This is a genomic window from Actinomadura sp. RB99, from assembly GCF_014706005.1.
Taxonomy (GTDB): domain Bacteria; phylum Actinomycetota; class Actinomycetes; order Streptosporangiales; family Streptosporangiaceae; genus Spirillospora.
Genome location: NZ_JABMCA010000064.1, coordinates 1 through 13822, shown reverse-complemented (window position 1 = coordinate 13822; position 13822 = coordinate 1). Strand labels below are relative to the sequence as shown.

At 69.7% G+C, this 13822-nt stretch carries 12 protein-coding genes; 11 read left to right on the top strand and 1 reads right to left on the bottom strand.

Going from position 1 to position 13822, the window contains the following annotated elements; genetic code table 11:
• The first annotated feature begins 314 nt into the window (after nt 1–314).
• Together amrb99_RS38130 and amrb99_RS38125 are read left to right on the top strand one after the other, a co-directional pair.
• Nucleotides 315–1637: a sensor histidine kinase gene (locus amrb99_RS38130; protein ID WP_190865637.1), complete on the top strand. Its 1323-nt coding sequence runs from the start codon at nt 315–317 to the stop codon at nt 1635–1637.
• Nucleotides 1616–2281, top strand: coding sequence for a response regulator (locus amrb99_RS38125; RefSeq protein ID WP_190865635.1), 666 nt, complete (start codon nt 1616–1618; stop codon nt 2279–2281). The genes amrb99_RS38130 and amrb99_RS38125 overlap by 22 nt, the downstream gene beginning before the upstream one ends.
• 6 nt (nt 2282–2287) lie before the next feature.
• On the opposite strand, the gene amrb99_RS38120 is transcribed toward amrb99_RS38125, so the two are convergent.
• Nucleotides 2288–2794: a GNAT family N-acetyltransferase gene (locus amrb99_RS38120; RefSeq protein ID WP_190865632.1), complete on the bottom strand. Its 507-nt coding sequence runs from the start codon at nt 2792–2794 to the stop codon at nt 2288–2290.
• Nucleotides 2795–2883: 89 nt separating this feature from the next.
• On the opposite strand from amrb99_RS38120, the gene amrb99_RS38115 reads away from it, so the two are divergent.
• The 9 genes from amrb99_RS38115 to amrb99_RS38075 form a co-directional block, all read left to right on the top strand.
• The gene (locus amrb99_RS38115) at nt 2884–3432 is read left to right on the top strand and encodes a TetR/AcrR family transcriptional regulator (protein WP_190865630.1); all 549 of its coding nucleotides are present in this window, start codon (nt 2884–2886) and stop codon (nt 3430–3432) included.
• 59 nt (nt 3433–3491) lie between these two features.
• A complete protein-coding gene (locus amrb99_RS38110) occupies nt 3492–4040 on the top strand; it encodes a YciI family protein (RefSeq protein WP_190865628.1) in 549 nt (182 codons plus the stop codon).
• A gap of 63 nt (nt 4041–4103) precedes the next feature.
• Nucleotides 4104–5216 carry a PP2C family protein-serine/threonine phosphatase gene (locus amrb99_RS38105; RefSeq protein WP_190865626.1) on the top strand — a complete coding sequence of 371 codons (1113 nt, stop codon included), beginning with the start codon at nt 4104–4106 and terminating at the stop codon, nt 5214–5216.
• Nucleotides 5217–5780: 564 nt separating this feature from the next.
• Nucleotides 5781–6686, top strand: coding sequence for an EamA family transporter RarD (gene rarD, locus amrb99_RS38100; RefSeq protein ID WP_347257028.1), 906 nt, complete (start codon nt 5781–5783; stop codon nt 6684–6686).
• 59 nt (nt 6687–6745) lie between these two features.
• Nucleotides 6746–7120, top strand: coding sequence for a hypothetical protein (locus amrb99_RS38095; RefSeq protein WP_190865624.1), 375 nt, complete (start codon nt 6746–6748; stop codon nt 7118–7120).
• 517 nt (nt 7121–7637) lie between these two features.
• Complete coding sequence (locus amrb99_RS38090; RefSeq protein ID WP_190865622.1) at nt 7638–8942, top strand: cytochrome P450; 1305 nt, start codon at nt 7638–7640, stop codon at nt 8940–8942.
• 71 nt (nt 8943–9013) lie between these two features.
• Complete coding sequence (locus tag amrb99_RS38085; RefSeq protein WP_190865620.1) at nt 9014–9889, top strand: terpene synthase family protein; 876 nt, start codon at nt 9014–9016, stop codon at nt 9887–9889.
• Nucleotides 9886–11571, top strand: coding sequence for a prenyltransferase/squalene oxidase repeat-containing protein (locus amrb99_RS38080; protein WP_190865618.1), 1686 nt, complete (start codon nt 9886–9888; stop codon nt 11569–11571). The genes amrb99_RS38085 and amrb99_RS38080 overlap by 4 nt, the downstream gene beginning before the upstream one ends.
• Nucleotides 11572–11802: 231 nt before the next feature.
• Nucleotides 11803–13822, top strand: a 2020-nt coding sequence (locus amrb99_RS38075; RefSeq protein WP_190865616.1) for a nitrate- and nitrite sensing domain-containing protein, incomplete at its 3' end; no start/stop codon positions are given.

Here is a 13822-nt window from a genome sequence, read left to right as displayed (position 1 = left end):
GCCGGACTCCGCGCCTCCTGGCGGCACACCACCGACCGCCGCAGTGCCAGGCATCGCACCACCCGCCAGCGCACCACCCGCCAGCGCACCACCCGCCAGCGCACCACCGGACGGCGCGGTGCGCGTGACGATGTGTCTCGGAACCGCGCCGCCGGTCGCTGGGAGGGCCGGGGTGGGGATGCCGGGCGTCGGTGTGCTGGTCATGCCTTCACGGAACCATCCGGCCGCGGGGCTCCGCATGACGCCCAACCAGGATCTTTAGAGTATGGCCAGCCATACCGTCCCACCGCGAAAGCTTGACTAGCTTTGGTTTCATGACCGTCAGCGCGCCTCGCACCGCCCTGGAGGCCGCGGCCGGGCGGCGGTACCTGATCTCCGGCTGGCCCTGGCGGTGCGCGGGCTACCTGGTGTCGACGCCGGTTCCGATGCTCGCCGCCGCCGTCCCGTTCGGATTGCTGGTCCTGCCGTGGGCCGCCGCCCTGTCGTCCCGTCACGGGGTCGGCGCGCGCCTGCTGCTCGTGGCGCTGGGCGTCCTGTTCGTCGCGGGTCTGGGGCCGCTGGTGGCACTCCCGGTCGCCGAGGTGGAACGCCGCCGGCTCCGCTTGGTGGACGTCCGTCCGATCGTCTCCGGCCACTCGCGTGTGAACGGCTCGGAGCCGCGCACATGGTCGCTCGTCCGTTACGGGGAGGCGGCCATCTGGCGCGAGATGGCCTACGCGTCCCTCCTGGTGACCGTGGTACCCGTCCTGTACGGGGCATTGCTGATGTACGTGTTCGCCGTCGGCGGCCTTCTCTTCAGCCCACTTCTCGCTCAAGGCGATGGCGAACCGGTGTCCCTGGGTCTGACCAAGGTGGCGACTCCGGCGGACGCCGTGCCGTACGCCATAGCCGGGCTCGCCTTGCTGCCCACCATCCCGTACTTCGCGGCCGTCCTCGCGGGCGCGCACGGAGCGATGGCCAGAAGCCTTCTCGGGCGGGGTTCCGGTGAGCGGCTCCGCGCCGAACTCGTCGAGGTGTCCCGGTCCAGGGCCAGGCTGGTGGACGCGTTCGAGGCCGAGCGGCGGCGCATCGAGCGCGACCTGCACGACGGTGCGCAGCAACGCCTGATCGGTCTCACGCTCAAGCTCGGCATGGCCCGTGTGGACCTGCCCGCCGACTCCGACGCCGGCCGCAGCGTGACGGAGGCCCACGAGCAGGCCAAACTCCTCATGGAGGAGTTGCGCGAACTCATCCGCGGCATCCATCCGCGCGTCCTGACCGACCGAGGGCTGCCCGCCGCGCTGCGCGAACTCGCCGACCGCTCCCCCGTACCCGTGACGGTGGAGACGGACCTGCCCGAACGGCTGCCCCCGCATGAGGAGGGCACCGCCTACTTCGTCGCCGCCGAGGCCCTGTCCAACATCGCCAAGCACAGCGACGCCCGTAGAGGACGGATAAGCGTGCGCCTTCGCGGCGACACTCTGACCATGGAAATCGAGGACGACGGCAAGGGCGGCGCGAACCCGTCCCTAGGGAGCGGTCTCACCGGTCTTGCCGACCGCGTAGCGGTGATTGACGGAAGAATGCTCCTGTCCAGTCCGGCCGGTGGGCCGACCGTCCTACGCGTGGAGTTCCCGTGCAGCCGACCGTCCGAGTAGTCCTCGCCGAAGACGGCGTGCTCCTGCGGGAAGGACTCGTCGGGCTGCTCGGCAAGTTCGGCTTCGACGTGGTCGCTGCGGTGGAGGACGCCGACGCCCTCAAGGCCGCGGTGGAGGAGCACTCCCCTGACCTCGTGGTCACGGACATCCGCATGCCGCCGGGCTTCAGCGACGAAGGGCTACGCGCGGCCGTGGAGCTGCGCAAGGCGCATCCCGGCCTGGCCGTCGTCGCGCTCAGCCAGTACGTGGAGCTGAGCTACTCCGCCGACCTGCTCGACTCCAATGACGGTACGAGCGTCGGTTACCTGCTCAAGGACAGGGTCGTCGACGTGGAGGAGTTCGTCGCCGCGCTACGCCGCGTCGTGGACGGCGGTACGGTCGTCGACCCGACGGTCGTCCGGCAGCTCCTGCGCCGCAGCCAGGATCCGCTGTCGCGGCTGTCCGCGCGCGAGCGCGAGGTGCTCGCGCTCATTGCGGAAGGGCATTCCAACACGGCCATCGCGCAGATCCTCACCGTCGCCGAGGTGACGGTGGGCAAGCACGTCGGCAACATCCTCACCAAGCTGGACCTGCCGTTGACGGACGACAAGAACCGCCGCGTGCTCGCCGTCCTCACCTACCTTCGAAGCGGCGCCGCCGCCTAGAGCCGCCTAGAGCGTCTTCTCGAAGCGCACACGGTCCTGCCCTGGTCCGTCGTATCCGGGCTCCGGCACGTGGACGTCGAAGCCCATGGCCCGGTGGAAAGCGATGGATCCGGTATTGGCGGGCGACGTGATGGCCTTGACCTTCGTACGGCCTGCGGCTGTGGCCTCTTCGAAGAACCTCTCGTAGAGGGCTCTCGCCACGCCGTCCTTACGGTGCCTGGGGTCGACTCCAACGAAATGGATGTACGCCTCATCGGGGTGGTCCGCCGAATGGAATCCCACGAGGAAGCCGTGCATGCCGTCGTCCCCGTCCATGACGAGGCTCGTCCCGGAGAAGTGCTCGAAGAACAGCCGAGGCAGCAGCAGCGTCAACTGGCGGGCCTGCTCCGGCGTGCGCGAATCGGCCCACCACTCCGGCATCACCCGCACGACCGCCTCGTGGTCTTCCAGCCGCGCCCGTCGGATCTCCTGCACCGCTTCGTCCTTCCGCCGTGGGATGCGCTCCGGTCCCATCCTCCCGAGTCGCCCGCCGCGCCGCTCACGCACCCTCGCGTCCGGCCCGGCGCCGTACACTGACCAGGGAGATCACGGTGAGGAGAGCCATGCCCAGGGCGGACGCGCAACGCAACCGCGCCCTCATCCTCACGACGGCCAAGAGGGTCTTCGCCGAACGCGGACCGAGCGCGCCTCTCGACGACATCGCCCGTCACGCGGGCGTGGGCAACGCCACCCTGTACCGGCATTTCCCCACGCGCCGCGACCTGCTCATCGCCGTTTACGCGGACGAGGTCACCGACCTCACCGCCAAGGGCCGGGACCTGCTGCGACACGACCCGCCCGCCGACGCCCTCTTCGCATGGCTGAAGGCGTTCATCGCACACGTCGCCGACAAGGGCGACCTGGCCCGAGCCATTCCGGAAGACGGACGCTCTCCCCTCTTCGACGAATGGCACGCCGCCATGCACGCGACCGTGGCTCCGCTACTGGCGCGGGCACAGGAGGCCGGTACGGTCCGTCCCGACCTCAATGGTCCGGACCTCCTGGCACTGGCCGGCGGGATCGCCGCCGCAGGATCCGGCCCCGCACAAGCCGACCGCCTCCTCCGCCTTGCACGGGAAGGCATCGCGACCCCTGCACAGAACCTCGCCTGACCGGGCCGCGCTACCAGGCGACGGATCATGCCCTACCAGGGTGGTGAAGACTGTCCGGCATGGAGTTCTTCTGTTACCACCGCGATAGGCGCGGCTCTATGAACCTGCGTCACGAACTCGTGGAAGAGCACTGGTCCTACATGGACCGGTACGCGGCCGAGATGATCGCCCGCGGTCCTACCTTCGCCGACGACGGCGAAACGCTCACCGGCAGCGTGCACATCGTCGACCTGCCCGACCCCGCCACGGCCCGCGCGTTCGCCTTCGACGAGCCCGGCTACCAGGCCGGCGCCTACCGCGACGTGATGCTGCGCCGCTGGCACAACTCGCTCGGACGCACGATGTGGGAGTTCACCGGCGACCGGACCGAGGGCGGCCACTACCTGGTGCTCGGCCTCGGCGCAGGCCACACCGCCGACCGCGACCTGCCGCCCGACCACCACGCGCTGATCGCCTATGGCCCCCTGCTGTCCGACGACGGTGGCACTTGGCTGGGGACGGCGGCGCTGCTCCAGGCACCGGACCCTGAGACGGCCCGCACCGTCCTGAGTCCGGACCTCTACGCCGACGTCGAGGTCCACGCCTGGACCTTCGGCGGCCGAAGGTAACGACGCCCCGGAAACGGCCTGGTCAGGAACATGGACCCCCAGTGCCGAGGGCATGGGATGGCCATGGAGGGGCGACGCGCGTGGGCGGGCCGTGTCAAGCGGCCGCTGTTGACGTACGCGACGGTGGCGGTCGCGCTCGCGTTCATGCTGGCGATCACCGTGACGGACCTCGTCCTCGGGACCACCGTCCACCTCGGCCCCTTCCTGGTCATCGCGCCCGCGCTCGCCGCCTCCCTGACGACGACACGGCTGACCGCCGTCGTCGCCGCACTTGCGGTGGCGGACCAGGTGCTCATCGCGACCTTGCACGGCGGGCTGAGCACGACCAACCACATCGCGCAGATCACCGCGCTGACCGTGCTCTCCCTGCTGATCGTCTCCCTGCGCCTGGTCCGGGAGCGCCGCGAGCGGGCGCTGGGCCGGGCGCGGTCGGTGGCCGCGACGGCGCAGCAGGCCCTCCTGCGACCGCCGCCCCAGCGGATCGGCCCGCTGCGCGTGGCCTGGTTGTACCTGACGGCCGAGGACGAGAGCCTGATCGGCGGCGACCTGTTCTCGATCACACGCGCGGCCGGATCCGCCAGCCGCGTGCTGATCGGCGACGTCCGAGGCAAAGGCCTGAACGCCATCGCCGAAGCGTCGGTGGTCCTGGGCGCGTTCCGAGAGGGCGCACGCCGCTACGCCCTGCCCGCGCTCACGGCCGCCCTCCAGGACAGCGTCGACCGCGACCTCGAAGAGGTCGCCGACACCGAGGACGACCTCGGTGAGCACTTCATCACCGCGCTCGTCCTCGACATCGCCGACGACCACACGGAAGTCGAGATGATCAGCTGCGGCCATCCTCCTCCCCTGCTCGTGCACGACCACGGGGTCACGACCCTCCAGCCGGACGCCCCCGCACCCCCGCTCGGCGTGCCCAACCCCGCCCCGGTCACCGTCGACCGCTTCGCGTTCACGCCCGGCGACATGCTCGTCCTCTACACCGACGGCGTCATCGAAGCGCGCTCACCGGGCGGAGACTTCTACCCGCTCGCCGACCGCGTCGCGACCTTCCCCGCCACGGACCCCGACACGCTGCTCGACCACATCCACCGCGACCTGATCGCCCACACCAAGGACCACCTCGCCGACGACGCCGCCCTCCTCGTCCTCGAACGCACCCACCCCGCTCAGCACTGAGTCACGCCCCCGCACCACACCAGTCCGTCCGACCCGCATCGACTTCGTACCGAGCGAACACGGTCAGCAGAAGCTCGATGGACTCCCGCGTCCGGTCATCGGCGCCCTCGGAGATCATCTCCAAGAGCGGGCGGACGTTGGACGCCCAGACCCGCCCTCCTGCGCTCGAAGCCACCGGATCACTCATCCGCAGAGGCTACGCCGACGGAGTATGCCGTCCAGGCCGTAGCCGTTGCGCTCCTCTGGGATCGGCTGGTTCAGCGGCGAGGGGTTCTCCAGGCGCCGGTCTGGAATCTCGCGCTGTACCTGATGAGTGCGTCGGGGCAGTCGAAGGGGTCTTCGTGCAGGTCACATGAATGGTCGGTCTGGCGCGTCATGGTCTCGCAGCAGTGCCGCTCCTCAGCCATCGGCGGTAGCGACGCCGACCGGGCAGGGGAAGGCCGCGGAGCCTGCGGAGAGCATCGTGGGCCTTGCGGAGGCGGGCATGCGCTCATGTTAGGCCGGTGGAGGCCACGTCATGAGCGTTATCGCTTTGGGTGATTACTGGTTGATATCGTGCCGGTCGTGGGGAATCGGGGGATGGCGTACGGGGTCGCGGCGTACGTCCTGTGGGGGCTGTTCCCGCTGTACTGGCCGCTGCTGAAGCCGGCCGGGGCGCTGGAGATCCTCGCGCACCGGATCATGTGGTCGCTGGTGGCGGTGGCGGTGGTGCTCGCGGCGGCCCGGAACTGGGGCTGGATCAGGACGCTGACGGTCCGGAAGGCGGGGCTGCTGGCGGCGGCCGCGGTGGTGATCACCGCGAACTGGGGCACCTACATCTACGCGGTCAACAGCGGGCACACGATCGAGGCGGCGCTGGGCTACTTCATCAATCCGCTGATCAGCGTGGTGTTCGGCGTGGTGATCTTCCGGGAGCGGCTGCGGGCCGGGCAGTGGGCGGCGGTGGGGCTGGGCGCGGCGGCGGTGGCGGTGCTGACGGCGGACTACGGGCGGCTGCCGTGGATCGCGCTGGTGCTGGCGTTCTCGTTCGGGACGTACGGGCTCCTGAAGAAGTTCGCGAGCATGCCGTCGGCGGAGAGCCTCGCCGTGGAGACCGCGGTGATGTTCGTGCCGGCGCTGGTGTTCGCGGTGGTGCTGGCCGGAAGGGGCGACGCGGCGTTCGGGCATCACGGGGCGGGGCACGCGGCGCTGCTGGCCGGCGCGGGGATCGTGACGGCGATCCCGCTGATGCTGTTCAACGCGGCGGCGATCCGGTTGCCGATGAGCGCGATCGGGATGCTGCAGTACCTGGCGCCCGTCCTGCAGTTCCTGATCGGGCTGCTGGTGCAGGGCGAGGAGATGCCGCCGAGCCGGTGGGCCGGCTTCCTGCTCGTCTGGCTGGCGCTGGTGACGCTGACGTGGGACGGGGTTCGCAGCGGACGGCGGGCTCGGCGGGCGGAACCGGATGCCGTGCCGGAAACCGCGCATTGAAGGCGCCGGGCCGAGCCACTAAAGTGCCGGACGTCACACGCCGCCTCCTGGGAGTCCTGTTGCGTTTGCTGAGCGTCACCATGCTGGGATCCGCACTCATCGCGGCGGGACTGCTGGCACCGGCGACAGGCGAGGCGACGACGTCCGGGCAGGACGGGTTGACGGTGCGGCCGGGCGTGACCCGGGCCGGGGAGAAGGTCGCCCTGTCGGTCCCCAAGTGCGGACCGGGGCGGCACTGGGCGTCGTCGGACGTGTTCGACGGGCGGGCCCGGCTGGACGGCCGGGACGGCACCGCGGTGCTCAAGGCCGACGCGAGGCCGGGGACCTACACGGTGCGGGTGCACTGCGGGTCCCATTCGGCGTCCGGGAAGGTGCGCGTGGCGGGTCGGCTCGCCTGGCCGACGCTGCTCCCGGGCAGCCGCGACGGCCTCTGACCCGGTCTCGTCATTCGAGAAGAGTGACCGGCTTCTCTTGACGAGACGCGTCGACGCCATTACACGAAAAATCCTCGGCGGCCGCGGGCGTCCTATCCGGAAATTTTTTCGCTCCAGGCCGGGATAAGACGTCGACACGCCCTCCGCAGCGCACAGGAGTTCGAATATTCATTCGAATTCCGCGCCCGTTTGAGATCACGCGACCACGCTGAGTGACAAAGATTTTGTCACGCCCTCCCTTACTAGCTGTGCATATCAACGGCAAAGTGAGCCACTTCACACGCAGATAGTCACAATTCCTACCAACAGGGATCTTGCAGGGGGCAAATGATCATGTGATACTTCCGTCGAACCAGTCATAACTCACAGACAACTCAGAGCAGAGCAAAACAGGCATCTCCGGCTAACTCGAACCTGTCCGGCCACGGTCAGCGAGCATCGCCACCCGACTTTCAAGGGGTTGAGAATGTCCGTCGATGTCGCTCTACGGCAGACCCGTGAGCCTAGAACCCTGTCAATGCGCCATCTGGGGAGCCTGCTGAGAAATCCGCTGGAGGGATTCGAGCGGATCGGCCGTGACGCGAACGGCGAGATCGTCCGACTGAACCTCGGCCCGTTCCGCCCCTACCTGGTGACTCACCCGGACCACCTGCAACACGTCCTCCGCGACAACGTCGAGAACTACCGGCGCGAGGGCATGATGTGGAAGCCGCTGGCCCGGCTGACCGGTGACGCGTCCGATGTCGATCCGAGCTGGCCGGTCAAGCGCAAGGTGTTCCAGACGCTGCTCTCCGGTCCGAGCATCGCGACCATCGCCGACGAGATGACGGCGACGATCGCCGAAGCCGTCGACCAGCTCGCGGAACGCGCCGCTCCCGACGAGCCGGTGGACGCCTTCGCGGAGATGACCCGGGTCGTGTACAGGACGATCATCCGGGTGCTCGTCGGGGACCGCATCTCGCTCTCCCAGATCGACGAGCTCGGCCACGTGATGGTGACCGCGACCACGTCCTCGTTCCGCGCCCGGATGCTGATGCCGTTCGTGCCGCTGTCGATCCCGCTTCCCGGTGACCGCGCGTTCAACGCCTGCGTCCAGGCGATGGACGACCTCGTCTACCCGATCGTGCGGGAGGCGCGCCGGGACGGGGCGGCCGGCCACGACGTCGTGTCGATGATGATCAGAGCCCGGGACGACAACGGCAACGGCGTCGATGACAAGGCGGTACGCGACGGCGTCGTCGGGCTGTTCGTCGCGAGCACCGACACCACGGTCTCGGCACTGTCGTTCCTCTGGGATGCGCTGGACTCCCATCCGGACGTCCGCGCGCGGCTCTACGAAGAGATCGACACCGTGATCGGCACCGATGTGCCCTCGTTCGACCATCTGCCCAAGCTCGTCTACACGAAGCAGCTTCTGCAGGAAGTCCTGCGCCGGTACTCGGTCGCCTGGGTCACCCCGCGCACGATCGCGGCCGACGATGTCATCGACGGGGTGCGCATGCACGCCGGGTCCACACTGATCATCTCGCCGTACCTGACCCACCGGCTGCCCGGCGTCTGGCCGGACCCCGACGTCTTCGACCCGGAGCGGTTCGCGCCGGACCGGACGCGACACCGGTTCGCCTACACGGCGTTCGGCGGCGGCCCCAACCAGTGCTCGGGACGCGTCTTCTTCTTCCTCGAGGCGCCGCTCATACTCGCCACGCTGCTGAGCCGGTTCCGGCCGGTCCTGCAGAACAAGACACCGATCGAACCCCGGGTGGACATCACCCTGAAACCGCGGGAACCGGTCCTGATCCGCCTGCGCCCGATCAAGCGATGACGGCGTCCGGCACACGCGGGGCGGCACCCGCCTCCCCGCACGGCGGGCACGGAAAGTTCGGCGATGGGGAGGTGTCGTCCGCCGCGGAGCAAGGGCGGATCTGCGCGCTGGCCATGGAGTGCCAACGCGACCTCAAGCGATGCGTCGACTCCTATCCTGAACTGTTCCCGCCCAACCCGTTCGACGACCGGCTCTTCGCGTCCGTGGCGCTCGCCAACGCCTTCGGTTCCCCGTGGGCGGACGCGCCGCGGCTGCTCACCGCGATCAAGACGTCGATGTGGAACTTCGCCGCCGACTGGCAGATCGACTACGTCGCCGAGACCCGCGAGGCGGTGCGGACCCTGGTCGGCGAATGCCTGGCGGTCGCCGATGGCGCGGGGACCGCGGAGCCGACCCCGCTGACCACCTTCCTCGCCGAGATCATCGACGATCTCGCCGCCCGGCCCGCGTGGGCCGCCGCCGGGCCGCGCTGGCGCGACCAGCTCGGCAGGTGGCTCGCGGCGATGGCGCAGGAGTGGGAGTGGAAGACCGCACGGGCGGGCGGCCGGGACGACGCCCTGCCGACGTTCGAGGAGTACCTCGAGAACGCCGACAACTTCGGGACGACCTGGGTCAACCTGTCGCACTGGATCTCGGTCGGGGACGAGGCCACGATCGACCGCATCGACGACCTGTGGGCGGCGAGCCAGGAGGTCCAGCGCGTCCTGCGGCTGCTGAACGACCTCGCCACCTTCCACCGGGACCTCGAATGGGGCGACCTCAACGCGCTGATGCTCGGGTTGGACCGATCCGACGTGCGCGCCCGGATCGACCTTCTCATCGCGCGCAGCCACGACCTCATCGAACCGGTCAAGACGGACTGCCCGGAGGCGGCCAGGTATCTGGAACGGCAGATCGGCTTCAGCACCGGCTTCTACGGAATGACGGACTACTGGGGGAAGCTATGACCGTCGAGGACACGGCTCCCGCGAAGCCCGCCGCCTCCGTTCGGCGGCTCCAGGCCGTCGATGTCCGGGCCGCCTGCCGGGAGTTGGTCGAAGGTCTCGCCGCCGAACCCTGGGGCCAGGTGTCTCCGTCGGTCTACGAGACCGGGAGGCTGGTGGCCCTCGCTCCGTGGCTCGAGGGCCACGCTCGGCGGCTGCGGTACCTCCTGACCGGCCAGCGGGCCGACGGCGGGTGGGGCGGCCCCGGCGGATACGGGCTCGGCCCGACGTTGAGCGCGGTCGAGGCCCTCTTGGCGACGCTGGGCAGGGGAATGGACGGCGAGATGGTTCCGGACACCGCCGAGCATCCTCTGGACCCTGCGGTCCTGGCGGCGGCGACCGAGCGCGGGCTGCGCTTCCTGTCCGAGACGCTGCCGGCTCTCACCGCATCGGACATCCCCGACCTGCCGGCGCTCGACGTGATCGCTCCCGTCCTGATCGAGGCCATCAACCACCATCTCGACGGCAGGTCGGAGAAGGATGCTCACGGCCTGCGCCGGGTGTCGTTCGGCGGCCGGCTCGTTCCTCCCCCCGCGCTGAACACCGGCAGGGCCACCCTGCTCCGGTCGATGGCCGAAGCAGGAGCGGCGCTGCCGGAGAAGGTCCTGCACGCCCTGGAGGCCATAGGAACGGCGGTTCGGGGTAATAGAGCGATCCGCGCGGAGCGCACCGGTGCGGTGGGTGCGTCACCGGCCGCGACCGCGGCCTGGCTGGACGAATGCGGGGCGCGGGACCCGCACAACCGCTCCCGGCTGTTCCTGGAAAATGTCGCGACGCGACACAACGGACCGGTGCCCTGCGGAATCCCGATCACCATTTTCGAACGCTCTTGGGTGCTCAGCGGACTTGCACGGTCCGGCCTCGCCTCCGCCGTGCCCGCCACCTTGGTGAGGGGTCTCGCCGACACCCTGCGGCCGACCGGCGTCGCGGCGGCCGACGGTCTCCCTGCCGACGCCGATACGACCTCCGTCGCTCTCTTTGCGCTGGCGCTTCTCGGGACCCCTCGCTCGCCGGAGTCGCTGTGGGGATTCGCGACGGAAACACACTTTTGCACCTGGCAGGGCGAAGAGGGCTTCTCCGTGTCGGTGAACGCGCACGTGCTCGACGCCTTCGGCCTGCATCTCGAACTGCTCGCGCGGGGCACGGCGCCCGAGGACGCTTTCACCTCGAAGTACGTGGCGGCGGTGGACCGGATCACGCTGCTTCTGCGCGAACACCAACGCGCCGACGGCAGCTGGACGGACCGCTGGCACGCGTCTCCGTACTACGCGACGATGTGCTGCACTCTGGCTCTGCACGACTACGGAACGGGCAGTGCCGGAGACGCAGTGCGCCGAGCGCGGCGGTGGATACTGGCCACGCAGCGGGACGATGGTTCCTGGGGCCACTGGGAGGGCACCGCCGAAGAGACGGCCTATGCACTGCAAATTCTCGCGCTGACCGCACCCGCGCAGGAGGAAGTACGATCATCCATTGCACGCGGCAAGGATTTTCTCCTCCGGATCGCGCCCGACTTCGCGAGCGACGACAAATTCGGGCCGGCGCTCTGGCATGACAAGGACCTCTACTATCCGAAGGCGATTGTGTGGACCGCGGTGCTTTCCGCGCTTCACCTCACGGACGCCTCCCTGACGCGCCTCCGCTAGGGCGCCGCCACCCTCCACTGTAACGGAGGTCACAATTCGCGAGATCGCCGGAAAACCGCTTCCGCGCGTGTAGACAAACTGCATCTATTGCGGCTGCGACGTTGCTAAGGTACTGCGCTGTGCGCAACGGTGATCTTCACCGCCGCGCGCGCCCCACAGCAGCGGCTCGACAGTCGGCCACCCCCTCGGGACGGACGGCGAGTCTTTCCGGCACTCGTTGAGGACAGGTTGATGCGCATCCGCAACACGCGTCTGCGGACCAAGATCACGGCCATGCTCGCCTCGCTGGTCGCCCTGTGGGCGTTCGCCGCGTGGGTGACCGTGCGGGAGGGCCTCGGTCTTCTCTCGGTCAGCACGATCGACCAGAAGGTGACCCGACCGATGGTGGACCTGGTCACCGACCTGCAGCAGGAGCGCAGGCTCACGGTCATCTACATCGCCGCCCCCGGAGTCGCCCAGGGTCAAGCGCTGACGGAGCAGCGCGCGCTCGTCCGGGAGAAGGCGGCCAAGTTCCGCCGGCTCGCCTCCGGTGGAGACGTCTCCCGCACGGCGAGCGACGACCTCGAGAAACGCATCAAGGAGTCCTTCTCCTACATCGCCGGCCTCGACGGCGCCCGGTCCGCCATCGATGCGCACCGGATCGATCGCCAGGCGGCCGTCAAGCCCTTCAACGACCTCATCGACTCCGCGTTCCGCATCTACAACGCGGCCGGGAGCGTCGATGACGAGGCCATCGCGAAGGACAGCCGGACGCTCAACGCCCTGACACGCGCCAAGGAGGTCCTCTCGCGGGAGGACGCGCTGCTCGCCGGCGCGCTCGCCGCGGGCCGGCTGCTGCCCAGCGAGCACGCCCAGTTCGTGTCGCTCGTCGGCACGCAGCGGTTCCTGCATGAGGAGGCCGCGACGGAGCTCACTCCGGCCGAGCGCGCCGACTACCAGAACGTGCTGAACAGCCCCGCCTACCAGCGGATGCGCACCGTCGAGGACCGGATCGAGCAGAGCCGTCCCGGGGCGCCGCTGCGCATCCGCGCCGAGGACTGGCGGTCCTCGACGCAGACCGTCCAGGCCGCACTGGAGAAGGTGGTGCTGAAGGGCGGTGACCGGATCGTCGACAAGGCCAAGCCGATCGCGATCGGAGTGGTCGTCAGACTGCTCCTCGCCGGTGGTCTCGGGCTTCTCGCGGTCATCGCGTCCATCGTCGTGTCGATCACCACGGCGCGCGCCCTCGTCCGGCAGCTCGAACGGCTGCGCATCGCCGCGTGGGAGCTGGCCGAGCAGCGGCTGCCCGGCGTCGTCGAGCGCCTCGGGCACGGCGAGAAGGTGGACGTGTCGGTGGAGGCGCCGCCGCTGCAGTTCGGCAGCGACGAGATCGGGCAGGTGGGACGCGCGTTCAACGCCGTCCAGGAGACCGCGATCCGCACCGCCGTCGAGCAGGCGGAACTGCGCCGCGGCATCCGCGACGTCCTGCTCAGCCTGGCCCGCCGCACCCAGACGCTCGTGCACCGGCAGCTGACCATGCTGGACACCATGGAGCGCCGCCGCGACATCGAGGTCAAGGAGCTGGAGGAGCTGTTCCGGCTCGACCACCTCGCCACCCGGATGCGGCGCAACGCGGAGAACCTCATCGTGCTGTCGGGCGCGCTGCCCGCCCGCGGCTGGCGCAGCTCGGTCCCGATGATCGACGTCGTGCGCGCCGCGGTCGGCGAGGTCGAGGACTACACCCGCGTCACCGTGCTGCCGTTCGGCCCGGTCGAGCTGGCCGGACGCGCGGTCGGCGACGTCACCCACCTGCTCGCCGAGCTGATCGAGAACGCCGTGTCGTTCTCCCCGCCGGACACGGTCGTGCAGGTCGGCGGCCACCTCGTCGCGAACGGCTTCGCCATCGACATCGAGGACCGCGGGCTCGGCATGACCGACGAGAAGCTCGCCGAGATCAACGCGCGGATCGACGACCCGCCGGACTTCAACCTGCAGAGCTCGGTGCAGCTCGGCCTGTTCGTGGTCAGCAAGCTCGCCGAGCGGTACGGGCTGCGCGTCCAGCTGAAGCGGTCCGCCTACGGCGGCACCACCGCGGTCGTCGTCATCCCCAAGGACCTGGTCGTCGAGGAGGGCGACCGGACCCGTCCGGCGCCGGCGGCGGCCACCACGACGCAGAACGGGCTGGAGGTGCGCCAGCCCACCGCGGTCGGCGCGGGCCGTTCCGGCGGCGCGGCGGCGCTCACCGCCGGCGGCACCGGCCCGCAGCCGGCGC

Coding starts and splice junctions, on each gene's coding strand:
- amrb99_RS38105 (WP_190865626.1), top strand. CDS start 4,104: ATGGAGGGGCGACGCGCGTGGGCGGGCCGTGTCAAGCGGCCGCTGTTG.
- amrb99_RS38110 (WP_190865628.1), top strand. CDS start 3,492: ATGGAGTTCTTCTGTTACCACCGCGATAGGCGCGGCTCTATGAACCTG.
- amrb99_RS38130 (WP_190865637.1), top strand. CDS start 315: ATGACCGTCAGCGCGCCTCGCACCGCCCTGGAGGCCGCGGCCGGGCGG.
- amrb99_RS38115 (WP_190865630.1), top strand. CDS start 2,884: ATGCCCAGGGCGGACGCGCAACGCAACCGCGCCCTCATCCTCACGACG.
- amrb99_RS38080 (WP_190865618.1), top strand. CDS start 9,886: ATGACCGTCGAGGACACGGCTCCCGCGAAGCCCGCCGCCTCCGTTCGG.
- amrb99_RS38120 (WP_190865632.1), bottom strand. CDS start 2,794: ATGGGACCGGAGCGCATCCCACGGCGGAAGGACGAAGCGGTGCAGGAG.
- amrb99_RS38090 (WP_190865622.1), top strand. CDS start 7,638: ATGCGCCATCTGGGGAGCCTGCTGAGAAATCCGCTGGAGGGATTCGAG.